We start from the raw sequence: 19,708 nt of genomic DNA on the forward strand, positions 1-19,708 counted from the left end.
AGCCTTCAGGCGTCCAGTTCTTCGCGCGTCTGCTTTTCAACGCGAGCCTTCTCGCGTTCTTCCGCGACACCGCGGGCGTGTTCGGCGAGTCCACGCCAGGTTGCTTCGGAGCGCAAGGCGCGATCGCGCACATTGTCGAGAATAGCTTCGGAAGCCTCTTCCGCGGCCTGGTCGGCGCGGGCAGTACAGAATTCGTAGTTTTGCGTGTTGGCCATCCATGCTCTCCGAAAAAGGATACAACACGCCCTCCCCACCAAGGCAGGAAGGGCGTGCGCGATTGTCTGCTTAGTCAGCAGCCGAGAGGTTCACGGCGCTTTCCTTGCCGTTACGACCAGCTTCGACTTCGTAGTTGAGACGCTGTTCTTTATCGAGCGTCTGCATGCCAGCGGCCTGCACCGCCGAAATGTGTACGAAGCTGTCGGCCGAACCATCGTCGGGCTGGATGAAGCCATAGCCCTTGTCGGCGTTGAAGAATTTGACTGTTCCGGTCTTGCTCATGTGCGGTTCCTTTCAAGAACGCTTGAGGTTGCCCCGCGGCGACATGCCTAGGGGATCGTGCGTAAAATCGTCCAATGAAAGGAAGTCGTCGTCTGGTTAGCGCCGGGGCCAATAGAGGCAAGCGGCGGTCGTCAAAACCCGAAGTCCGTCGCAAATTTCGACGTCAGCAGACGGCTGTTAGCATGGTTTGGCGCGTTAACCTAACGAAATGGGCCGGGAGCTCTTACGGCCCCAATGCGGCCCTAGATTTCGACCTGGCTTCCGAGCTCAACCACGCGATTGGTCGGAAGGCGGAAGAAGTCCATTGCGGTAGCGGCATTCCGCAACATCCAGGCGAAGATCTTCTCACGCCAGATTGGCATGCCCGGCTTGTCGCTGGGTAGCAGCGTCTGGCGGCTGAGGAAGAAGCTGGTGTGCATCATGTCGAACTCGCCGCCGCAGCGTTCCATTTCCTTCAGGCCCTGCGGCACGTTGGTTTCCTGCATGAAACCATAGTGCAGAACGGCGCGATAGAACCCGTCGCCGAGATCGTGGATTTCGCAGCGCTCGTTCTCATCGACATAGGGTGCGTCGGCAATGAGGACCGTCAGGATCACGACGCGTTCGTGCAGCACCTTGTTGTGCTTGATGTTGTGCAGCAATGCGGACGGCACGCCCGCAGTCTGGCTGGCCATGAAAATGGCTGTGCCCGGGACGCGGGTGGCCGAATTCTTGGCGCTCTTGGCGAATATCTCGATAGGCAGCGCCGTTTCGTGCATGCGTTCGCGCATCAGCTTGCGTCCACGCGCCCAGGTTGTGAGCAGGGTGAAAGCAGCCAGACCGACCACCAGGGGGAACCATCCCCCATCGGGAATCTTGACGAGGTTTGCCGCGAAATAGGCACCATCCACGATCAGGAAGAAGATCACCACAGGCGCGGCGACCCACCACTTCCATTTCCATACGCCGATGAACAGAACCCCCATCAGAAGCGTGTCGATGGTCACCGCACCGGTCACGGCGATACCGTAGGCCGCAGCTAGGTTAGACGAATTCTGGAAGGTCAGGACGAGAAGTATCACCGCGACCATCAGTGCCCAATTGATAACCGGGATGTAGATCTGCCCCGCTTCGGTCTCGCTCGTATGGCGGATGGTCATACGCGGCATGAAGCCGAGCTGCATCGCCTGGTGGGTGATGCTGAAGGCACCGGAGATGACCGCCTGGCTAGCGATGAAAGTCGCCAGCGTAGCGAGAATGACGAGCGGAAGGCGATATTCCTCGCTTGCCAGCAGGAAGAACGGGTTACGCACCACTTCGGCTGCCTGTTCAGGCGGCAGACCCGCAATCATCGCCCCTTGGCCGAAGTAGTTGAGCAGCAAGCACGGCATGACGAAACCGAACCATGAAAGCCGCATCGGTCCGCGCCCGAAATGGCCCATGTCCGAATAGAGCGCTTCCGAACCGGTAACCGCCAGCACCACAGCGCCTAGGGCGAGGAAGGCGATCACGCCGTCTGTCAGAAAGAACTGAACCGCATACCAGGGGTTGAGCGCCCACAGTATGTCTGGGTTCTGTAGGATCTGGTTTGCGCCGAGTAGGGCAATGGTGACGAAATAGACGATCATCACCGGCGCGAAGAGTGCCCCTACCTTGGCCGTGCCGCGGCTTTGCAGAATGAACAGGAAGACCAGCAATACCAGCGCTATGGGAATGACTAGCGGGTCCAGCCCGGGATTGACTACAGTCAGGCCCTCCACTGCGGAAAGCACCGAGATTGCAGGCGTGATCATGCTGTCGCCGTAAAAGAGCGAGGTCGCGAAAACGCCCAGCAGCACAACCAGCCAACCGTACTTGGATCTGCCGATATGACGGCTCAGAAGCGCAACGAGAGCGAGGCTTCCGCCCTGCCCCTTGTTATCTGCACGCATCAGGATGGTGACGTACTGGATCGAAACCACAATGAGCATCGACCAGAAAATCAGGCTTACCACACCCAGCACATGCATCCGGTCGATCGCGATGCTTGCTGCACCTGCAAATGTTTCACGGAAAGCGTACAGCGGACTGGTGCCGATATCACCGAAGACGATGCCGATCGCACCGACGGCGAGTGCGGTCCTCGATCCCCCATGGCCTCGGCCATGCCCGTTCGCCCCGTCGTGTGCGGGGGTAGCTTCAGGCGCGTTCGCCTCGCTCATATAAAGGGTGTCACCTGCCGCATAGCGTCAAAACCTTGAGGTCGGGGAAGCCTGCCCCCGTGCAAGGGGGCGGCGCTTAGCACCATGGGAGAGAGGGAGCAATACGCGCCAAAGTGCTATATTATTCCAGATCACGTGGCTCGGCGGAGCCTTGCCCCACCATTGTTTCGAGCTGCATCAGCCGAAGCGCCAGCGATTCGCGCCATTCCGCTTCTTCCGGCGCCGCCTCGAGCGCCTCACGCCACAGTTCGAGGGTGCGCTCAACCTCGCCCGCACGAAGCCACGCAAGGCCGAGGAAATAGCGCGGACCGGCATTCTCGGCGTCGATCTGCTGGGCCTTTTGAAATGCATAAAGCGCAGCGGGCGTGAGTCGGCCTTCGGCATGTTCGACCAGCGCAATTCCCAAAGCGAGCCACGCTTCGAGATCACCCGAATTTTCCTGCGTAGCGCTACGATAGAAGCCAGCAGCCTGCGCAAAATCGCCGCGACGGGCAAAACCGTCACCGGTCGTGATCCAGCGCGACGGGAATTGCGACGTGTCGAAATATTCCCGGCGCGCTTCGATCAAGAGCTCTCCATCAGTGCCTTGTCGTTCCATCGCCATGCCCGGTGCAGAGGGTTGCCCGGGTGATCCGTGGAGCGCATATCCAGTAAGCCCGAATAGCAAGGTCGCTCCGAGCAAGGTCCAGCCATTACGATTGACCTTGAGCACGAAGGCAGCAGCCAGGAATACGGTCGCGGCCAGAGCGATCACCGGAGTCCAGCTCATGGGCGCCTCGTGAAGCGGCGCCGGAACAGGAGGCCTGCGATCAAGACCAGCAGCACAGGAATGGCGAAAAGCGGCCAGGTGGTCGTGCTCATGACGGGCTCATAGCTGACGTAGTCGCCATAGCGGCTCATCAGCCACTGACGAATCTCGTCAGGATCCTCGCCCGCCGCGATGCGGATTCGAACCTGATGGCGCATATCGCCGGCCATCGACGCGTCGCTATCGGCGATAGATTGGGACTGGCACTTGAGACAGCGCAGTGTCTCCATAAGCTCCTGCGCGGCGGCCTCCTGTTCGGGGTCGTCCAGCTGGCGATAGGCAAAGGGCGCGGGCGGCATTGCATCCTGTGCGGCAGACGGGGCCGCGAGCATGGCTGCCAGCAGGAGCGCGAGCATTCTCATCGTTCGGCCTTGCGCAGTTCTTCCAAGAGCACCGGTACGTGTTCGGGCCGGATATCGCCAATATGCTGATAGGTTATCACGCCATTGCCATCGATCACGAAGGTCTCGGGGACGCCGGAAGAGCCGAGCCCAAGCTGAACTTCGGACAAATCGTCACGCCCTATGCGGGTATAGGGATTGCCGTGTTCGGTCAGGAAATGCATTACGTCGGCGGGCTTGTCGCGAATGGCGACGCCGACGATTTCCACGCCTGTCTCTTTCAACTGCTCGAGCTGGGCGGCTTCCGCAATGCAGGGCAGACACCAGCTCGCCCAGATGTTGAGCAGTTTCGGTCCACCATCGTAAAAGTATCGGCTATCCACGCCCGGCCGGTCGAGGCTGGCAGGCGGCAAAGTGAAATAGGGTAACTCCTTGCCGACCATCGTGCTCTTGATGAAATCGTCCTTGGGCTGGCTCAGCTGGTAGGCCGCAAGACCCAGGAAACCGAAAAATACCAGGAACGGGAGCCACATACGCCAGCTCATGCGATTGCCTCCTCATCCATGCGTCGCAGTGCCAGCTTGCGGCGGATGGTCCTTCGTCTGAGGTCACCGCGCACCCGCCCGATCAGCGCCAGCAGGCCGCCCAGCGCTACCAGTATTCCGCCATACCAGATGAAGGTCACGAAGGGTTTCCACCACAGGCGCACCTGCCAACGACCATCGGTGCTGTCGCTACCCATCACGGCATAGAGCTGTCCATTCCAGCGGGTGACGAGTACGCTTTCCGTGGTTTGCTGCGGCGGTGCCCAGAAATTGCGGGACTGAGGTGCGATCTGGATCGGCTCTTCGCCCTTGTAGGCAATGTTGAGTTGGCCCGCCAAAGCGGTCCAGTTCGGTCCCGCGATCGGTTCCACTGCATCGAGCTGGACGGCCCATGGTCCGACCGTGGTCGTTCCGCCTTCTTCGAGCGCAGCCAGCCTTTCTTTCGAGAAAGCACTTTCGCTCGCCATGCCGAACAGCGCCACCGCCAGGCCAAAGTGAGCGATGACCATACCCCAAGTCGCTACCGGAACCCGCCGCAGGCTTCTCCCTCTCAGCGGCAGGAGGCTCGCCACAGCAAGGGCGACGGCGAAAGACAGGCCCAGCAGTGGCAACAGCGCCGCGCCGAACAGCACCGCACAAAGGATCAGCGCAGCCAGCAGTAGCGCCGCAACCAGCGCGATCTCTTTCGAAATTCGCCCCCAATTGTCTTGGCGCCAGCGTAGGAGCGGACCTACTGCCATCACCACCAGCATGGGGAACAGGAAGACGGCGCCTACCGGATTGAAATAAGGCGGCCCTACCGAAACGCGGACATCGAAAGCCTCGGTCAGCAGGGGATAGAGAGTACCCAGCAGAACCACCGCAAGGATGGCGCTGAGCATGACGTTGTTGACCACCAGCGCCGCTTCGCGGCTGGCGAGGGAAAAGCGTTCGCCCTCCGTGATGGAGCCCGCGCGCAGGGCGAAAAGCAGTAATGCCCCGCCGATATAGAGTGCCAGAAGGAACAGGATGAAAGTCCCTCGCTCAGGATCGACTGCAAAGGCGTGAACGCTGGTAAGGATGCCGGAGCGGACGAGGAAAGTCCCGAGCATCGACATGGAAAAGGCGACTACACCCAACATGATCGTCCATACCCGCAAAGCGTCGCGGCTTGCCAGGACGCTCGCCGAATGCAGCAGCGCGGTCGCGGCAAGCCATGGCATGAGCGATGCGTTTTCAACCGGATCCCAGAACCAGTACCCACCCCAGCCGAGTTCGTAATAGGCCCAGTAACTGCCCGCAGTGATCCCCAGCGTCAGAAACACCCAAGCCCCGAGTATCCAGGGGCGCATTGCCCGCGCGAAATCAGGCGTGACCTGCCGCGTCACCAAGGCACCTACGGCGAAGCTGAAGGCGACGGACAGACCTACATAGCCGAAATAGAGAGTGGGCGGGTGTAGCGCGAGGCCGATGTCCTGCAGCAGCGGATTGAGCCCGAGCCCTTCTACCGCCGGCTGCGAAAGCCGTTCGAACGGATTGGAACTCAGGAGAAGGAAGGCATAGAAGCCGAGCGCGACGAACCCTTGCGCAGCGAGAGTTGCCTGCATGGTACGCTCTGGCAGGCGCCGCTCTATCCCGGCGATCAGTGCCCCCGCCAGTGCCATCACCGTCACCCACAACAGCATCGAGCCTTCGTGATTGCCCCAAGCTCCCGAGAGCTTGAAAATCAGGGGCTTCAATGTGTGCGAATTCATCGCCACCAGTTTGACAGAGAGATCGGTGATGGCGAAAACCCACAAGAGCATCGCGAAGGACACCGCCACGAGGCCGCCCTGCAGGATTGCTGCTGGGCGGGTCAGCCCGGCAATCTCGCTCTCTGTCCCGCCCCTCAGCGCGAGAACTCCGCCAACCATCTGCAGCACTGCTAGTGCCGCTGCGAGCCACAACGCCGCGAGACCGATTTCGGCAATCATTCGAGACCGACCGTCGTGTCTTCAGCCATCTCCGCGGCCTGGTGCTCGCTCATCCCTTCAAGCTCGCGCGGAACGTAATTTTCGTCATGCTTGGCGAGCAGATTATCCGCCACGAAAGTCCCGTCGGCTGCGAGCCGTCCTTCGGCAACCACGCCCGACCCTTCCACGAAAAGATCGGGAAGTATCCCGGCATAGCGCACCGGTATCGCCGAATTCTCGCGGCCGGTCACGGTGAAGGTCACGGTGATGCCGTCCGTCAAAGTCTGCAGGGAGTTCGGTGCCACCATCCCGCCCAGCCGGACCGCCTGCCCGACTTCAGGCGGGTCGGCCTCCATTTGCTCGGGAAGATAGAAATAGCTCGCCTGATTGCGCAGCGCGTAGGACGCCAGCAACGCCGCACCGATCAGCGCGGCGAGAGCAAGCACTACAAGGACAAGACGCTGGTGCTTGGCTTTCATCTATCCGCCTTCGAACCGGAACGCGCCTTGGCGCGGCGGGCTTCGGCGCGCTTCATCGCGATCCAGCTCCACGCGATCATGGCCAGCGTGCCGCCAACCCCGATGGCGTAAGCCAAATAGACGAAAGTCCACTGGTCCAGTGCCTCGCGCATCAGTCCATCTCCATTGCGCGGCGGCGCAGGCGAGCTTCCGCCTGTATGTCGGCCAGCAGCGCTCGCATACGCGCCAGCACCACGCCGCCGAAAATGAGCGAGAAACCGACGACCGCAACAAGCAGTGGGGCGAGGAATATGCCGTCGATCGAGCTATTGCCCAGTGTGATACTCGGCGGCTGGTGCAGCGAGTTCCACCACACGACGCTTCGGTTGATAATCGGAATGTTGATTGCACCCAGCAGGCCGAAAATCGCCGGGATCCGGGCTGACACGCCTTCCCGCTCGGCCGCTTGTGCCAGAGCGATATAGGCAACGTAGAGGAAAGCGAGCACCAGCATCGACGTAAGCCTGCCATCCCATACCCACCATGCCCCCCAGGTTGGACGCCCCCAGACGGAGCCGGTAGCAAGACAGATCAGCGTGAAGACCAGGCCCGGTACGGCTGCGCCCCGCGCGGCAAGCGCCGCGAGCGGGTGCCTCCACACAAGGAATACGAGACTGGAGATCGCAATCGCCGTCCAGCCTCCCATCCCAAGCCATGCTGTCGGGACGTGAATGAACAGGATACGCACGGTCTCGCCCATCAGCTGGTCGGGCGGAACCTGGGTGAAGCCCCAGACAAGCGCTCCGGCAGTCAGCACGAGTCCGCTCACCAACAGAATTGGTGTCAACCAGGCAGCAAGGGCCAGGAAGCGCTTGGGATTGGCGAAACCATGCATGTCGTAAGCCGTCGCTGGTGCCTATTGCAGCCCCAGCGCCCGCCCGCAAGGACGATCAGCGCCCGATGAGTTCCTGCGCCATCTTGTCGGCCACGACATCAGGCGAAACACCGGTCTTGTCGCTTTCCTGCCAGATCTGCTCAAGGCGGCCCGGGATCAGCGCAATCCGCTTGCGAACCTCGTTGATATCGCAGGGCGCCTTGTCCTTGCGGCAGAGATATTCGAGCGTAACAGAAATGATTCCGCCCGCATTGATCACGTAATCCGGCGCGTAAAGGATGCCGCGCTCGGCCAGCATCGGTCCATGTTCAAGACGCTTGAGCTGGTTGTTGGCTCCGCCAGCCACAATCTTGCAGTCGAGGCTTCCGATACCCTCTTCATCCAGAATAGCGCCGAGAGCATTGGGGCTGAAGACATCGCAGGGAACCGACATGATCGCTTCGGGAGCGACGCATTCGGCAGCGAGTTCCTTTGCCAGCGCGGCGCAGCGATCGGCATTGATATCCGACAGGGTAAGCTTCGCCCCGTCCTTGGCCAGCAGGCGGGCGACACCGCCGCCGACGCTGCCCGTGCCCTGGATCGCAACATGGACACCATCCATGCCGTCCTTGCCGAGCTTGTGCTTCACGGCGGCCTTTATGCCGAGGAAGATGCCAAGCGCCGTGAAGGGCCCGGGATCTCCGCCAGCGGCATCGTCACCCTCAACGGGCAGGCCGGAAACATATTGAGTGCGCTCCGCAACGGCAGCCATGTCCGCTTCGGAAATGCCTACGTCTTCGGCTGTCACATACTGACCGCCGAGTGCATCGACGACATCGGCGAAAGCGGCGAGCATTTCCGGGGTCTTGGTGCGGTTCTCGTCGGCGAGGATAACCGCTTTTCCGCCGCCCATCGGCAGCCCGGCCATGGCGTTCTTGTAGCTCATCCCGCGCGAGAGGCGCAGTGCGTCGCGCATCGCGGCATCGGGTTCAGCATAATGCCAGAAACGCGTGCCTCCGGCGCCCGGGCCGAGGTGGGTCGAATGGAGCGCGATGATTGCGGTCAGGCCGCTCTTCGGGTCGCGCACGAACTGCACGAGCTCGTGATCGTCGTAATCCGCTTCGGTCCAGAATGCCGTCATCGCAAGTCACCCCATTTGGCAGGTATTTCGTGACCCGGCGCGAAAGGAGAAAATGGGGCGATCGAGGGGTCTCGAACCCCCGACCTCCGGTACCACAAACCGGCGCTCTAACCAACTGAGCTACGATCGCCACACGCCCCCGGAACGCTGCCGGGAAGGCGGCACATATACGCGAAGAACGAGCCGTCAACCCGCCACGCGCAACGGCGTGCGCCTGTTGCATAACATGGGGAGAATGGGAAGTGAAAAAGCGATTTCGGGTTGGTACGCGCAACTATCTTGCGCGACTTGCGGAGCTATCGCGTCCGGCTATCGTGCCGATCCATGAACGGCCCCGGCGAATCTTCGAGCGAATTGTTGATGTCACGCGCAGGCGTCCAGCGATTGCCTTCCGACAAGATAGAGCTCCTCCAGCTGCGCAATTTCGCAAACCCCGGCTTGTGCCGACGCCTCATCGAACTGATCGAAAAAGACCGCCGTCCGTCTACCCTCGCAGACGCGGGAGACGACCGTTATTTCCGGACCAGCGAGACCTGCGATCTAGAACCGCAAGAACCTGCAGTTCGCGAAATGGAGGCCTTGCTTGCGGCATTGAACGGCATCGATCCCGCACATGGCGAGCCACTTCAGGGCCAGCGCTACGACGTCGGTCAGGAGTTCAAGCCGCATTGCGACTATTTCAACCGCAATGGGCTGGACTGGGATCGATATTGTTCGGTCGCAGGTCAGCGGACGTGGACGTTCATGGTCTATCTCAACGATGTCGATGCTGGCGGCGCGACCCGCTTCAAGGCTGTGAAGAAGACTTTCCAGCCGGAAACCGGAAAGCTGTTATGCTGGAACAACATGCGGCTCGACGGGACAGAGAACCCGAACACGATCCACCACGGAATGAAAGTACGCTCGGGAGTGAAATATGTTATAACCAAGTGGTATCGAGAACTGCCCTGGGGGTGGAAATGACCGACTACAGCGACCTGCAGCAACAACTTCGCCAGCGCCTCGCCGACCTGCTCGATCGCGCCGATGTCATCGAGGATGACCTGCGGCATCCGCTCGACGCCGATTCCAGCGAACAAGCGGTTGATCTCGCCGATGACGAAGCCCTTGAAGGCGTGGACATGATCTTGCGGCAGGAATTGGCCCAGGTGCGCCAGGCACTTCACCGAATAGAGAGCGGCACCTATGGAACCTGCGCAGCTTGCAGCAAACCGATTGCGCGTGCCCGCCTCGAAGCGCGTCCGATCGCGACGCTCTGTATCGACTGCGCCGCCTGACCTGAAATGGAAAAGGGCGGCCCCACGGGACCGCCCATCGAAAATCGTCTGCGCTCCAAGATTACTTCTTGAGCGAAAGACCGCCGAAGCGCTTGTTGAAGGCTGCAACGCGGCCACCTTCCTGAAGCTGCTGCTTGCCGCCGGTCCATGCCGGGTGACTGGTCGGGTCGATTTCAAGCGTCAGCGTGTCGCCTTCCTTGCCCCAAGTCGAACGCGTCTGGAATTCGCTGCCATCGGTCATCTTGACCGTGATCATGTGGTAATCGGGGTGACCTTCGGCCTTCATGATAAAACGTCCTTCTAGCTTCGGAGCGGTTCCGACCGATCCAGCTGTGTTGGGAAAGGCTGCGCCCTTAGCGGCGCTACCGTGGATTCGCAAGGCTATTCGGGTGCATCCGCGATCATGGCGGTGAAGCCCACTTCGCAGGTTAACTTGCCGTCGACCGAAGCCTCGCCCGAGAACTTGCATACGCGCGCGCGCTTCTGAACGAATTCGGCCTTGAGATCGAGCAAGACCCCCGGAGTTACCGGAGCGCGAAATTTCGCGTTCTCGATCGCCATGAAATAGACCAGCTTGCCCGATCCGGCGAGGCCGAGACTCTCGACCGCGAGCACACCGGCGGCCTGCGCCAGCGCTTCGATCTGGAGCACGCCTGGCATGATCGGCGAACCGGGGAAATGGCCCTGGAAGAAATCTTCGTTGAAGCTGACCGCCTTGACTGCGTGGATACGCTCGTCCGGCACGAGTTCTTTAACCCGGTCGACAAGCAGCAGGGGATAGCGATGCGGCAGGCGCTTCAGCACCTCGACGATGTCGAAACCGGTCTCGCTCATGTCCCCTGCTCCTGCGATGCTGCTTTTAGCGACCGGTCGGCTGCGCCGGTTGCTGCTGCGGGGCCGCAGCTTGCTGGCGTGAAGCGGCCACCATCAGGATCTGCTGAACCTGTTGGTAAACGCCGACGGCCTGCTGGCTCGGCTGCCAGTTCTGCGGCGGCGTTGTCTGGACCGATGGCACGCGGGTGTTGAGGGCCGCGACGACCTTCTGGTTGATATTCGCCGCCGGAGCCGACCAAGTCACCGCTTCTGGCGACAGAACGACCTGGATATTGTCCGCCGTGGTCACCGTCTGAAGAGCGGCGCTATATTGCTGGAGGATCTGCTCGATTGCATAGACGCGGGCCGATTCCACTTGGTTCTGAAGCTGTCCGATCTCGCGCTCGAGCGTCTGGATTTGCTGCGCCTGCGGGGCATTTTGAGCTGCCTGTTGTTCGGCCTGGTCGAGATTGCCGTCGCTATTCGTATCCAGTTGCTGAATCAGAGTCTGCGCCTGCTGCTGCTTCTGCTGAATCTGCGTGATCTGCGAGGCATACGTGGTGTTGATCTGCTGATAAGCTGCGCTGAACGCCGAGCTCCCAGCGATGGTCGCGGGAGGATTGACCACGGCAATAGTGCCGTTGACCTGTGCCACAGCGGGGCCGGCAACGAGCGCGGCACCAGCAAGGCTTGCAGCCGCGAAGGTTTTTGAGAGAAGTTTCATTAAAATTGCGTTCCTACATTGAAGGAAAGAGTCTTGGTGTCGTCTCCGCGCTGCTTGATAAGAGCATGGGATATATCGATCCTGAACGGACCGAAGGGCGAGTTCCAGTTCACTCCGACACCGACGGTGAGGCGAGGCGAAATACTGTCCCCGAGGAACAGCTCCTTGTAAAAATCGCCGATCAGCGGATCGTTCGGCGTTCCGTCCGGCGCAGTCGGATCGGTCACGTTGACGAATCCACCCGTCGGTTCGCCATCTTCATCTAGAATAGGCTGGGTAAAGAGCGGTTCGCCGGCCGAGTTGGTCAGCTGCCTGCCTTCGGGATTGTCGACCAGATTCGGCGCGTCGAGCGCGAAGAGCGAACCGACATCTGCCCAGATCGACGGCCTGAGGCCCATCTCGCGCGCGCCGGATCCGAGTGGGATTTCCAGCTCTGCACGGCCAAGATAATAGGCCCGGCCACCGAGGGCATCGGCGAAGCGCCGATTGTCCTGATTCTGCACGTCTTCGAGCGATTCGAGAATGCGGGGGCCCTCCGGATTGTCCGGATCGACGAGATAATTCAGCCGTACGATACGAGGGCCGACGCCGCGAATGTCGAAACCGCGGAATTGCGGCTCGCCCAAGAAGAAGCGGTCCGTAAGACGTACATCGTCGAATCCCGGCGTAGGATTGTCCTTGAGCGCTTCGATCCATCCACCTTCGGCATTGAGCGAAAAGATGAAGCCGCTGCCGAGGTTGAACCACTTGCCCATGCGCGACCGCATACGAAGGTACTTCACATCGCCGCCCAAGCCGGCAAATTCGCCCGTCAGGGAGATTGTCTCACCCCGCGTCGGTCGCAATCGGCTATCTAGTGTGTCATGATTGACGGTAAGCCCAAGGATCGAAGCTGTACGCTTGCCCACCGCTTCGCAAATAAAGCGCGAGGTGATACATTCCTCCACGCCGTCGCCATCCAGATCGGCAAAGTCGCTGCCCGCAATCGAGACGTTCTCGCGATTTAGGGTATAGCTGCCAATCAACGACATATACTCGCTGAGCGGCACACCGGCACGCAGCGAAAGGCCCGTGGTCGCCTGTTCGTAGGTCGAAAATCCGCTATTGAAGTAATCGTTATCGACCTCGCGGTGATAGACGTCCGCACCGAGCGAGATATTGCGGTCGAACACATAGGGTTCGGTAAAGCTGATCTGCGCCGACTTGGAATAGCCCGAATAGTTCAGGCTCAAGCCGACGGTCTGACCACGCCCGCGGAAGTTGCGCTGGCGGATCGAACCGGAAAGAATGAACCGCTCCAGCGACGAGAAACCGGCGGAAAGCTGGAGTTCGCCCGTCGGCTGCTCTTCGATATTGGCCTCCAGGATGACGCGGTCGGGCGCACTCCCTTCGACCTGCGTGATCTCGAAGTTCTCCTGAAAATAACCCAGCGACTTGATACGCGCTTCCGAGCGCTTGATGGCGAGGCTGTTGAAAGCATCGCCTTCCGCCACGCGGAATTCGCGGCGCACGACCTTGTCTTGCGTTAGCGTGTTGCCGTTTACGTCGATCCGTTCGACATAGACGCGCGGCGCCTCGCGCAGGACGAAGGTAACATCCATCGTGAGATCTTCGGGGTTGCGGCTGAATTGGGGCCGCACATCCGCGAAAGCGTAGCCGAAGGTCCCGGCCAGGTCGGTCATCTGTTCGACCGTATCTTCAACCAGCTTTGCGTTGTAGAAGTCACCCGTCTTCATAGCCAGGCGCTGGGTCAGTGCTTCACTGTCGAAATCGCGCAACTCGCTCTGCACCTCGACGTCACCGAATTTGTAACGCTCGCCCTCTTCCACCACATATGTGATGATAAAGTCCTCCTTGTCGGGCGTAAGCTCGGCCACAGCCGAAACGACGCGGAAGTCGGCATAGCCTTGCGTAAGGTAGAATGTGCGCAGATTCTGCTGGTCGAAAGCGAGCCGATCGGGATCGTAACTCGTGTTTGAGCTGAGGAAACTGAGTAGTCCTCCCGTTTCCTCAGTTACCATCTCGCTCTTGAGCTCGCCATCGTCGAACTGTTGGTTGCCGATGATGTTGATCTGGCGGACCTTCGATTTCGGCCCTTCCTCGATCTCAAACACGATATCGACGCGGTTCTGGCTGAGCTGCACCATCTGCGGCTCTACCGTCGCGGCGAAGCGGCCTTGCCGCTTGTAGAGCTCAATGATGCGCGCAACGTCGGCGCGAACCTTCGAACGGGTGAATATCTGGCGCGGCGCAAGCCGGATTTCCGGAACGATCTTGTCGCTCTTGATCCGCTCGTTGCCTTCAAGAAGGATGCGGTTGATCACCGGGTTTTCAACCACGGTGATGACGACATTGCCATCGTTGTTCGTAACGCTGACATTGGAAAACAATTCGGTCGCGTAAAGGTCCTTCAGGACCTCGTCGCCGGCAGCCTGCGTATAGGCATCGCCGGGGCGCAAACGGATGTACGACAGGATCGTCTGCGGCTCGAGACGCTGCGCACCCGATACGGCGATCGTGCGCACGACGTCCTGCTGCTGAACCGCTGCCGGCTGAGTGGCTTCCTCTTCTGCGGAAGTTTCCTGCGCCAGCGCCATTGTCGGCAGGCTGCCCATGATCGTTCCAGCAAGCAGGCCGGCCACGAGACGCGTGGTCCGCGTATTCCTATTGCCCGCGGCAATCGCAAATCCAGTCATCGACAAGGGGGTTCCCGTCCTTGAAATAGTACCTTGCCCGCCACATGCAGGCAGCCGATTGGCCCCCTGCCCGATGCGGGCTCCACGATCAAGCCGTGACGCGCCGCTTGAGGTTTGCGCAACACGGCCTGTCCCCGCCTAATTCCCGAAGAAGGGAAGTTTGGCGATATCGATGAAGGTGACGAAAACCATCAGTGCGAGCACAAGGGCCACACCGGCCCGGTAGGCCACCTCCGTAGAGCGGGGACCCAGCGGTTTACGGCGGATTGCTTCTGCCGCATAAAAAGCCAGGTGCCCGCCGTCGAGGGCGGGGATTGGCAGGAGGTTGATGAATGCCAAGTTAAGCGAGATCAGGGCGGCGAAATTGATGAAAGCGAGCGGCCCCATGCTCAGTTGCTCGCCTGCATATTTGCCGATCGTGACCGGTCCGCCGAGTTCCTTGACCGAGCGATCCCCGACGATGATCTGCTTGATGCCGGTGACCATCATGTCGACCAGATTGGCGGACTGCACGAAAGACAGGCTGACTGCTTCTCCAATCCCGACCGGTTCGAAAGCGAAGCCGGTGGAATAGATGCCGAGCCGCCCGACTCGCGAGGAATTGCCGAACCGATCGGTTTCCACGCTGTCGGCGATCGTGACGGGTATCGTCACCATTTCACCATCGCGATCGACGTTCACTTCGATCGTCTCGCCGGGGAACATCAGGACGCGGTCCTGGATGTCCTGGAACTGGCTGATCCTGTCGCCATCGATGGCGACGATCCGGTCGCCCTCCTCCAGTCCAGCCTCGCGCGCGGCGGATTGTTCTGCAAAACTCTGGATCACGTTGGTTTCGCTGGGATCGGCCGAAACCGGCTTCCCGAAGAACGCGAAGAAACTCGCGAAGATCGCCAGCGTGATGATGATGTTCATTGCCGGGCCGGCGAAAACTATCAGCGCCCGCTTCCACAGCTCAGCATGCTGGAAACTGCCGTCCCGCTCCTCGGGCGTAGCCTTGTCCGCCTCATCTCGATGGGGGATGCTGGCCGGGTCCATGTCGCCCTTGAACTGGACATAGCCGCCCAGCGGCAGGGCGCAGAGTTTCCAGCGCGTCCCGCGCTTGTCGGTCCAGCCGACCAGTTCCTTGCCGAAACCGACCGAAAAGGCCTGCGCTTTCACGCCGAACCACCGCCCGACGAGATAGTGGCCAAGCTCGTGCAACGTCACCAGCGGTCCCAGCAACAGGGGGAAGCCGACGATATACAACCAGAAGGGAATCGAACCGTCCAACTCAGGCAGTCTCCATTTGCGCCGTCGCCAGCCTGCGCGCCGCCTCGTCGATCACGAGCACGTCATCGAGCGATTTGGGCGCAGGCGGAAGGTTTCCGGCATTCAGTACGGCTTCCACCATTATCGGTATGCGGCTGAACTTTATCTTACCAGCGAGGAATGCCGCCACTGCGACCTCATTCGCGGCATTGAGCGTGGCCGGGGCTGACCCGCCTTCTTCCGCCGCCTGCCTCGCCAGCTTCGTCGCGGGGAAGCGTTCTTCATCGGGCGGGAAAAAGCTGAGTTCGCCGATACCCGCGAGGTCCAGCGATTCCATCGGCGTCTCCATCCGCGCAGGGAAGGCAAGGCACGAAGCGATCGGCACGCGCATGTCGGACGGCCCCAGCTGGGCCAGCGTGGAACCGTCGCGATATTCGACCATCGAATGGATCACGCTCTGCGGATGGACCACGATCCGCAGGCGGTCGAGACCGACCGGGAACAGGTGGTGCGCCTCGATCAGTTCGAGGCCCTTGTTGAACATGGTGGCGCTGTCGACGCTGATCTTGGCGCCCATGTCCCAGTTGGGGTGCGCGATGGCCTGTGCGGGGGTGACCGCGTCCAGATTTTCGACCAGTCGCAGCGGCCCGCCACTGGCAGTAAGCGTGATCGTCCGGACTTCGTCGATCCTGCCGCCCTGCAGGCATTGGAAGATCGCATTATGTTCGCTGTCGACCGGCAGCAGCGTCGCGCCGTGCTTCTCGACCGCCGCGGTCATCACCTCGCCGGCGGAGACCAGAGCCTCCTTGTTGGCGAGCGCCACTGTGCGTCCCCGTTCGATCGCGGCCATGACCGGACCCAGCCCCGCACAGCCGACGATCGCCGCCATCACGATGTCTGCGGGCCGCGCCGCGGCTTCGCACAGGGCTGTGCGCCCGGCTGCCACTTCCACATTCGAGCCAGCGAGCGCTTCCTTGAGTTCGGCGTAGCGGGATTCGTCGGCGATTACGGCAAGCCTGGCGCCGAATTCCCGGGCCAGCTTGGCGAGGTCAGCGACGTTGGAATTGGCCGTCAGCGCCTCGATCCGCCAGCCCTCCGGATTGCGCCGGACCAGATCGAGGGTGGATGCGCCGACCGATCCGGTCGCGCCGAGGATGGTGATGCTGCGCATAATTAGGGGTGGACCTGATACCACAGGATGCCCGCTGCCAGTACAACGGGAAGAATACCGTCGACACGGTCGAGCACGCCGCCATGGCCGGGAATGAGGTTGGAGCTGTCCTTCATGCGGGCACGCCGTTTGAGCCAGCTTTCGAAAAAGTCGCCGCATTGCGCCAGGACTGCCAATCCGGCACCCACGGCCACGGCGCCCAGCCCCATCGGCGAGAACGCCCGCTCACCGACATTGGAATAGAAGAAGCCCAGCGATACGAGCCCCGCTGCGGTCATCCCACCGAACAGGCCCGCCCAGGTTTTCGACGGACTGATGCGGGGCGCGATCTTCGGCCCGCCGATGCTGCGCCCGCTGAAATAGGCCCCGGTATCGGTTGCGATCACTACTGCAAGCACGCCCATGACCACCGTCATCGGGAAGCCCATGAGGATGAAGGCCGCGACAGCGATATAGCCGAGACCGAATATCAGCCCCGCGACCCGCCAGAGCGGCGATTCCGTGCCGCGCCAGACCAGCCGCGAGAATTCGAACAGGCTTGCCGCCGCCACCGTGCCGACAAACAGATCGAACCAGAATCCATCCAGCCAGGCAGCAAGACCGGCGACCGCCAGCATCACCAATGCCGATGCGACCCGCACCGGAAGATCGGATGTGCGGACCGACAGCGGCACCGCCATGTAGCGGAGCGCGCGGTCCCTCAGCACATCGCGCTTGCGCGATACCTGTCCGGCCTCACCTTCCCCCAAAACGTCTCTCCCTGCCCGCAAACTGGACCAGTGCATCCTGCAGGTGCTCCAGGGTGAAGTCGGGCCACAAAACCTCGGTGAAGATCATTTCCGCATAAGCGGATTGCCACAAGAGGAAATTCGACAGGCGCACCTCGCCGCTGGTGCGGATGAGCAGGTCCAGCGGCGGCAGGTCGGCGGTATAGAGGTTCGCCGCGATGCTTCGTTCGGTGACCTCGCCATTCGCCGCGGCCCTGGCTGCAGCCTGTGCGATTTCGCCCCGCGCGCCGTAATTAAGCGCGACCGCCAAAGTGCGCGAACCCTGCGCGGTCTTGGCCAGTGCATCCTCGAGCATCTTCACGATATCGGGCGCAAGCGATTGCCAATCGCCGATAATCTTCAGCCGCACGTCATTGGCGATGAATTCCGGCAGGTCGGATTTGATGAACTTGCGCATCAGATCCATCAGATCGTCGACCTCGTCTTCGGGCCGGTTCCAGTTCTCCGAAGAAAAAGCGTAGATCGTCAGGCACTCGATCGAGGTGTCCTTGAGGCCGCGCACCAGTTCGCGCACGGCTTCCACGCCCTTGCGGTGCCCCATGGCACGCGGCAAGTGCTTGCGCTTCGCCCAGCGACCATTGCCGTCCATGATGATGGCGACATGGCGCGCATGCTGGGTTGTTTCGGTCATTATCGAAAGACTATCCCAAAAGCCGGTTACTGGCTCAGGATTTCCTGTTCCTTCTTGGCGACCAGCTGGTCCGTCTCGGTCACGTATTGATCGGTCAGCTTCTGGACTTCGGTCTCGCCGCGCTTCTGGTCGTCTTCCGAGATTTCCTTCTTCTTCTCATCTTCCTTCAGCGCTTCCATACCGTCACGGCGAACGTTGCGGATCGCGATCTTGGCCTTCTCGCCATATTCGCCAGCGATCTTGGCGAGCTGCTTGCGGCGTTCCTCGGTCAGGTCGGGCATCGGCAGTCGCACGTTCTGGCCGTCGATCATCGGGTTGAGCCCCAGATTCGCCTTTGCGATGCCCTTCTCGACCGCAGTGACGTTGGCCTTGTCCCAGACCTGCACGCTCAGCATGCGCGGTTCGGGAGCCGACACGGTGGCGACCTGGTTCAGCGGCATCATCGAGCCGTAGACATCCACCACCACCGGATCGAGCAGGCTGGTGTTGGCGCGGCCCGTGCGCAGGCCCGAAAGATCGCCCTTCAGGCTGTCGATCGCGCCTTTCATCCGGCGTTCGATATCGGCTTTGTCGTATTTTGCCATGGTCGGCTTCCTCGTCTTTTCTGTCGTCTTTTATGCGGTGTGGTCGGTCACGATAGTCTGCACGCCCTCGTTCGAGAGTACGCGCGCCAGATTGCCCTTCTCGCGGATGGAGAAGACCACGATCGGAATATCATTGTCACGGCATAATGCCACGGCACTGGCGTCCATGACTCTGAGATTGTCCGCCAGAACCTTGCCGTAACTCACGGTTTCGTAACGCTTGGCGTCGGCATTGTGCTTGGGATCGCTGTCGTAGACGCCGTCGACGCTGGTTCCCTTTAGCAGCGCATCGCAGTTCATTTCCGCGGCCCGCAGAGCCGCGCCGCTGTCGGTGGTGAAATAGGGTGCGCCCACCCCGGCGGCAAAGATCACCACGCGGCCCTTTTCGAGATGGCGTTCGGCCCGGCGGCGGATCACGGGTTCGCACACCTGGTCCATCTGCACCGCGCTCTGCACGCGGGTCTGGACGCCAATCTGCTCGAGCGCGCTCTGCATCGCCAGTGCGTTCATCACCGTGGCGAGCATGCCCATGTAATCGGCCTGCGCACGGTCCATCCCCTGCGCCGCTCCGGCCATGCCGCGGAAGATGTTGCCGCCGCCGATGACCAGGCAGATTTCGAGGCCGGTTTCCTTGGCCGCCTTCACTTCCTGCGCCAACTCCAGCACGAAGGCCGGGTCGATCCCGAACTGCTGGTCCCCCATCAACACCTCGCCCGACAATTTCAGGAGGACGCGGTTCATCTTCGGGAGGGTCATGCGGGCTTGTCTCTATCTGCAGGGTTTGCGGCTCCTTAGCCATGAAGGGCTTAAGGCGCAAAGGGAAAGGCCGCGGGAGGGCGACGAGCACTTCGCAAGCGGCAAGCAGGCATGCAAAAACATCCGGCGGCGAGCCCGGACCGTAACGCCGGGGGAAGCACCTGCGCTCAAGCAGCCCGAAGGGCGGTAGCGCAAAGAAAAGGACGTGCTCTCAAGTAGCGCAAAGCGCGGTAGAGCAACA

Annotated in this window: 23 protein-coding genes and 1 tRNA gene; 2 read left to right on the plus strand and 22 right to left on the minus strand. The window is 61.1% G+C overall.

What is annotated here, in order from left to right; translation table 11 throughout:
- Positions 1-5: 5 nt before the first annotated feature.
- The 12 genes from GRI69_RS04840 to GRI69_RS04890 form a co-directional block, all read right to left on the minus strand.
- Positions 6-215, minus strand: a complete 210-nt coding sequence (locus tag GRI69_RS04840) for a hypothetical protein (RefSeq protein ID WP_160727146.1) — start codon at positions 213-215, stop codon at positions 6-8.
- A 70-nt stretch (positions 216-285) separates the two neighbouring features.
- Complete coding sequence (locus tag GRI69_RS04845) at positions 286-498, minus strand: cold-shock protein (protein ID WP_160727147.1); 213 nt, start codon at positions 496-498, stop codon at positions 286-288.
- 242 nt (positions 499-740) lie between these two features.
- The gene (locus GRI69_RS04850; protein ID WP_160727148.1) at positions 741-2,678 is read right to left on the minus strand and encodes a potassium transporter Kup; all 1,938 of its coding nucleotides are present in this window, start codon (positions 2,676-2,678) and stop codon (positions 741-743) included.
- Between the two features lie 121 nt (positions 2,679-2,799).
- Positions 2,800-3,447, minus strand: coding sequence for a tetratricopeptide repeat protein (locus tag GRI69_RS04855; protein WP_160727149.1), 648 nt, complete (start codon positions 3,445-3,447; stop codon positions 2,800-2,802).
- The gene (locus tag GRI69_RS04860; RefSeq protein ID WP_160727150.1) at positions 3,444-3,848 is read right to left on the minus strand and encodes a cytochrome c-type biogenesis protein; all 405 of its coding nucleotides are present in this window, start codon (positions 3,846-3,848) and stop codon (positions 3,444-3,446) included. The genes GRI69_RS04855 and GRI69_RS04860 overlap by 4 nt, the downstream gene beginning before the upstream one ends.
- Positions 3,845-4,372: a DsbE family thiol:disulfide interchange protein gene (locus GRI69_RS04865; RefSeq protein WP_160727151.1), complete on the minus strand. Its 528-nt coding sequence runs from the start codon at positions 4,370-4,372 to the stop codon at positions 3,845-3,847. The genes GRI69_RS04860 and GRI69_RS04865 overlap by 4 nt, the downstream gene beginning before the upstream one ends.
- Positions 4,369-6,324 (minus strand): heme lyase CcmF/NrfE family subunit, encoded by a 1,956-nt coding sequence (locus GRI69_RS04870; protein ID WP_160727152.1) that lies wholly within the window; start codon positions 6,322-6,324, stop codon positions 4,369-4,371. The genes GRI69_RS04865 and GRI69_RS04870 overlap by 4 nt, the downstream gene beginning before the upstream one ends.
- Entirely contained in the window at positions 6,321-6,782 is a 462-nt protein-coding gene (gene ccmE, locus GRI69_RS04875; RefSeq protein WP_160727153.1) for a cytochrome c maturation protein CcmE, read from the minus strand. Before ccmE ends, GRI69_RS04870 begins: the two co-directional genes overlap by 4 nt.
- Entirely contained in the window at positions 6,779-6,934 is a 156-nt protein-coding gene (locus GRI69_RS15725; protein ID WP_202391854.1) for a hypothetical protein, read from the minus strand. Before GRI69_RS15725 ends, ccmE begins: the two co-directional genes overlap by 4 nt.
- On the minus strand, positions 6,934-7,656 hold the full coding sequence (gene ccmC, locus GRI69_RS04880) for a heme ABC transporter permease CcmC (protein WP_160727154.1): 723 nt from the start codon (positions 7,654-7,656) through the stop codon (positions 6,934-6,936). Before ccmC ends, GRI69_RS15725 begins: the two co-directional genes overlap by 1 nt.
- A gap of 55 nt (positions 7,657-7,711) precedes the next feature.
- The gene (locus GRI69_RS04885; RefSeq protein ID WP_160727155.1) at positions 7,712-8,776 is read right to left on the minus strand and encodes a Leu/Phe/Val dehydrogenase; all 1,065 of its coding nucleotides are present in this window, start codon (positions 8,774-8,776) and stop codon (positions 7,712-7,714) included.
- A 53-nt stretch (positions 8,777-8,829) separates the two neighbouring features.
- A tRNA-His gene (locus GRI69_RS04890) sits at positions 8,830-8,906 on the minus strand.
- A gap of 194 nt (positions 8,907-9,100) precedes the next feature.
- Between GRI69_RS04890 and GRI69_RS04895 the strand changes: the two genes are divergently transcribed.
- Positions 9,101-9,739, plus strand: a complete 639-nt coding sequence (locus GRI69_RS04895; RefSeq protein WP_160727156.1) for a prolyl hydroxylase family protein — start codon at positions 9,101-9,103, stop codon at positions 9,737-9,739.
- Entirely contained in the window at positions 9,736-10,053 is a 318-nt protein-coding gene (locus GRI69_RS04900) for a TraR/DksA family transcriptional regulator (protein ID WP_160727157.1), read from the plus strand. The genes GRI69_RS04895 and GRI69_RS04900 overlap by 4 nt, the downstream gene beginning before the upstream one ends.
- Positions 10,054-10,114: 61 nt before the next feature.
- Here GRI69_RS04900 and rpmE read toward each other — a convergent pair whose 3' ends face one another.
- From rpmE to pyrH, 10 genes are all read right to left on the minus strand, one after another.
- Complete coding sequence (gene rpmE / locus GRI69_RS04905; RefSeq protein ID WP_160727158.1) at positions 10,115-10,339, minus strand: 50S ribosomal protein L31; 225 nt, start codon at positions 10,337-10,339, stop codon at positions 10,115-10,117.
- 95 nt (positions 10,340-10,434) lie between these two features.
- Complete coding sequence (gene fabZ / locus GRI69_RS04910) at positions 10,435-10,887, minus strand: 3-hydroxyacyl-ACP dehydratase FabZ (RefSeq protein WP_160727159.1); 453 nt, start codon at positions 10,885-10,887, stop codon at positions 10,435-10,437.
- Positions 10,888-10,912: 25 nt separating this feature from the next.
- Positions 10,913-11,590 carry an OmpH family outer membrane protein gene (locus tag GRI69_RS04915; protein WP_160727160.1) on the minus strand — a complete coding sequence of 226 codons (678 nt, stop codon included), beginning with the start codon at positions 11,588-11,590 and terminating at the stop codon, positions 10,913-10,915.
- Positions 11,590-14,286: an outer membrane protein assembly factor BamA gene (gene bamA / locus GRI69_RS04920; RefSeq protein ID WP_160727161.1), complete on the minus strand. Its 2,697-nt coding sequence runs from the start codon at positions 14,284-14,286 to the stop codon at positions 11,590-11,592. Before bamA ends, GRI69_RS04915 begins: the two co-directional genes overlap by 1 nt.
- A 138-nt stretch (positions 14,287-14,424) precedes the next feature.
- Entirely contained in the window at positions 14,425-15,558 is a 1,134-nt protein-coding gene (gene rseP / locus GRI69_RS04925) for an RIP metalloprotease RseP (protein ID WP_237452950.1), read from the minus strand.
- A 1-nt stretch (position 15,559) separates the two neighbouring features.
- Positions 15,560-16,708: a 1-deoxy-D-xylulose-5-phosphate reductoisomerase gene (gene dxr, locus GRI69_RS04930; RefSeq protein ID WP_160727162.1), complete on the minus strand. Its 1,149-nt coding sequence runs from the start codon at positions 16,706-16,708 to the stop codon at positions 15,560-15,562.
- A 2-nt stretch (positions 16,709-16,710) separates the two neighbouring features.
- Complete coding sequence (locus GRI69_RS04935) at positions 16,711-17,457, minus strand: phosphatidate cytidylyltransferase (RefSeq protein ID WP_237452951.1); 747 nt, start codon at positions 17,455-17,457, stop codon at positions 16,711-16,713.
- The gene (gene uppS, locus GRI69_RS04940; RefSeq protein ID WP_160727163.1) at positions 17,444-18,127 is read right to left on the minus strand and encodes a polyprenyl diphosphate synthase; all 684 of its coding nucleotides are present in this window, start codon (positions 18,125-18,127) and stop codon (positions 17,444-17,446) included. Before uppS ends, GRI69_RS04935 begins: the two co-directional genes overlap by 14 nt.
- A gap of 26 nt (positions 18,128-18,153) precedes the next feature.
- Positions 18,154-18,711 (minus strand): ribosome recycling factor, encoded by a 558-nt coding sequence (gene frr / locus GRI69_RS04945; protein WP_160727164.1) that lies wholly within the window; start codon positions 18,709-18,711, stop codon positions 18,154-18,156.
- Positions 18,712-18,741: 30 nt separating this feature from the next.
- Complete coding sequence (gene pyrH, locus GRI69_RS04950) at positions 18,742-19,467, minus strand: UMP kinase (protein ID WP_160727165.1); 726 nt, start codon at positions 19,465-19,467, stop codon at positions 18,742-18,744.
- Positions 19,468-19,708: the final 241 nt, after the last annotated feature.

The sequence above is a fragment of the Qipengyuania vulgaris genome (assembly GCF_009827325.1).
GTDB classification, from domain to species: Bacteria; Pseudomonadota; Alphaproteobacteria; order Sphingomonadales; family Sphingomonadaceae; genus Qipengyuania; species Qipengyuania vulgaris.

What these genes read in the sequence shown, in the direction of transcription:
- GRI69_RS04840 (WP_160727146.1), bottom strand. Translation starts at nt 215, where the DNA reads ATGGCCAACACGCAAAACTACGAATTCTGTACTGCCCGCGCCGACCAG.
- GRI69_RS04845 (WP_160727147.1), bottom strand. Translation starts at nt 498, where the DNA reads ATGAGCAAGACCGGAACAGTCAAATTCTTCAACGCCGACAAGGGCTAT.
- GRI69_RS04850 (WP_160727148.1), bottom strand. Translation starts at nt 2,678, where the DNA reads ATGAGCGAGGCGAACGCGCCTGAAGCTACCCCCGCACACGACGGGGCG.
- GRI69_RS04855 (WP_160727149.1), bottom strand. Translation starts at nt 3,447, where the DNA reads ATGAGCTGGACTCCGGTGATCGCTCTGGCCGCGACCGTATTCCTGGCT.
- GRI69_RS04860 (WP_160727150.1), bottom strand. Translation starts at nt 3,848, where the DNA reads ATGAGAATGCTCGCGCTCCTGCTGGCAGCCATGCTCGCGGCCCCGTCT.
- GRI69_RS04865 (WP_160727151.1), bottom strand. Translation starts at nt 4,372, where the DNA reads ATGAGCTGGCGTATGTGGCTCCCGTTCCTGGTATTTTTCGGTTTCCTG.
- GRI69_RS04870 (WP_160727152.1), bottom strand. Translation starts at nt 6,324, where the DNA reads ATGATTGCCGAAATCGGTCTCGCGGCGTTGTGGCTCGCAGCGGCACTA.
- ccmE (WP_160727153.1), bottom strand. Translation starts at nt 6,782, where the DNA reads ATGAAAGCCAAGCACCAGCGTCTTGTCCTTGTAGTGCTTGCTCTCGCC.
- GRI69_RS15725 (WP_202391854.1), bottom strand. Translation starts at nt 6,934, where the DNA reads ATGCGCGAGGCACTGGACCAGTGGACTTTCGTCTATTTGGCTTACGCC.
- ccmC (WP_160727154.1), bottom strand. Translation starts at nt 7,656, where the DNA reads ATGCATGGTTTCGCCAATCCCAAGCGCTTCCTGGCCCTTGCTGCCTGG.
- GRI69_RS04885 (WP_160727155.1), bottom strand. Translation starts at nt 8,776, where the DNA reads ATGACGGCATTCTGGACCGAAGCGGATTACGACGATCACGAGCTCGTG.
- GRI69_RS04895 (WP_160727156.1), top strand. Translation starts at nt 9,101, where the DNA reads ATGAACGGCCCCGGCGAATCTTCGAGCGAATTGTTGATGTCACGCGCA.
- GRI69_RS04900 (WP_160727157.1), top strand. Translation starts at nt 9,736, where the DNA reads ATGACCGACTACAGCGACCTGCAGCAACAACTTCGCCAGCGCCTCGCC.
- rpmE (WP_160727158.1), bottom strand. Translation starts at nt 10,339, where the DNA reads ATGAAGGCCGAAGGTCACCCCGATTACCACATGATCACGGTCAAGATG.
- fabZ (WP_160727159.1), bottom strand. Translation starts at nt 10,887, where the DNA reads ATGAGCGAGACCGGTTTCGACATCGTCGAGGTGCTGAAGCGCCTGCCG.
- GRI69_RS04915 (WP_160727160.1), bottom strand. Translation starts at nt 11,590, where the DNA reads ATGAAACTTCTCTCAAAAACCTTCGCGGCTGCAAGCCTTGCTGGTGCC.
- bamA (WP_160727161.1), bottom strand. Translation starts at nt 14,286, where the DNA reads ATGACTGGATTTGCGATTGCCGCGGGCAATAGGAATACGCGGACCACG.
- dxr (WP_160727162.1), bottom strand. Translation starts at nt 16,708, where the DNA reads ATGCGCAGCATCACCATCCTCGGCGCGACCGGATCGGTCGGCGCATCC.
- uppS (WP_160727163.1), bottom strand. Translation starts at nt 18,127, where the DNA reads ATGACCGAAACAACCCAGCATGCGCGCCATGTCGCCATCATCATGGAC.
- frr (WP_160727164.1), bottom strand. Translation starts at nt 18,711, where the DNA reads ATGGCAAAATACGACAAAGCCGATATCGAACGCCGGATGAAAGGCGCG.
- pyrH (WP_160727165.1), bottom strand. Translation starts at nt 19,467, where the DNA reads ATGACCCTCCCGAAGATGAACCGCGTCCTCCTGAAATTGTCGGGCGAG.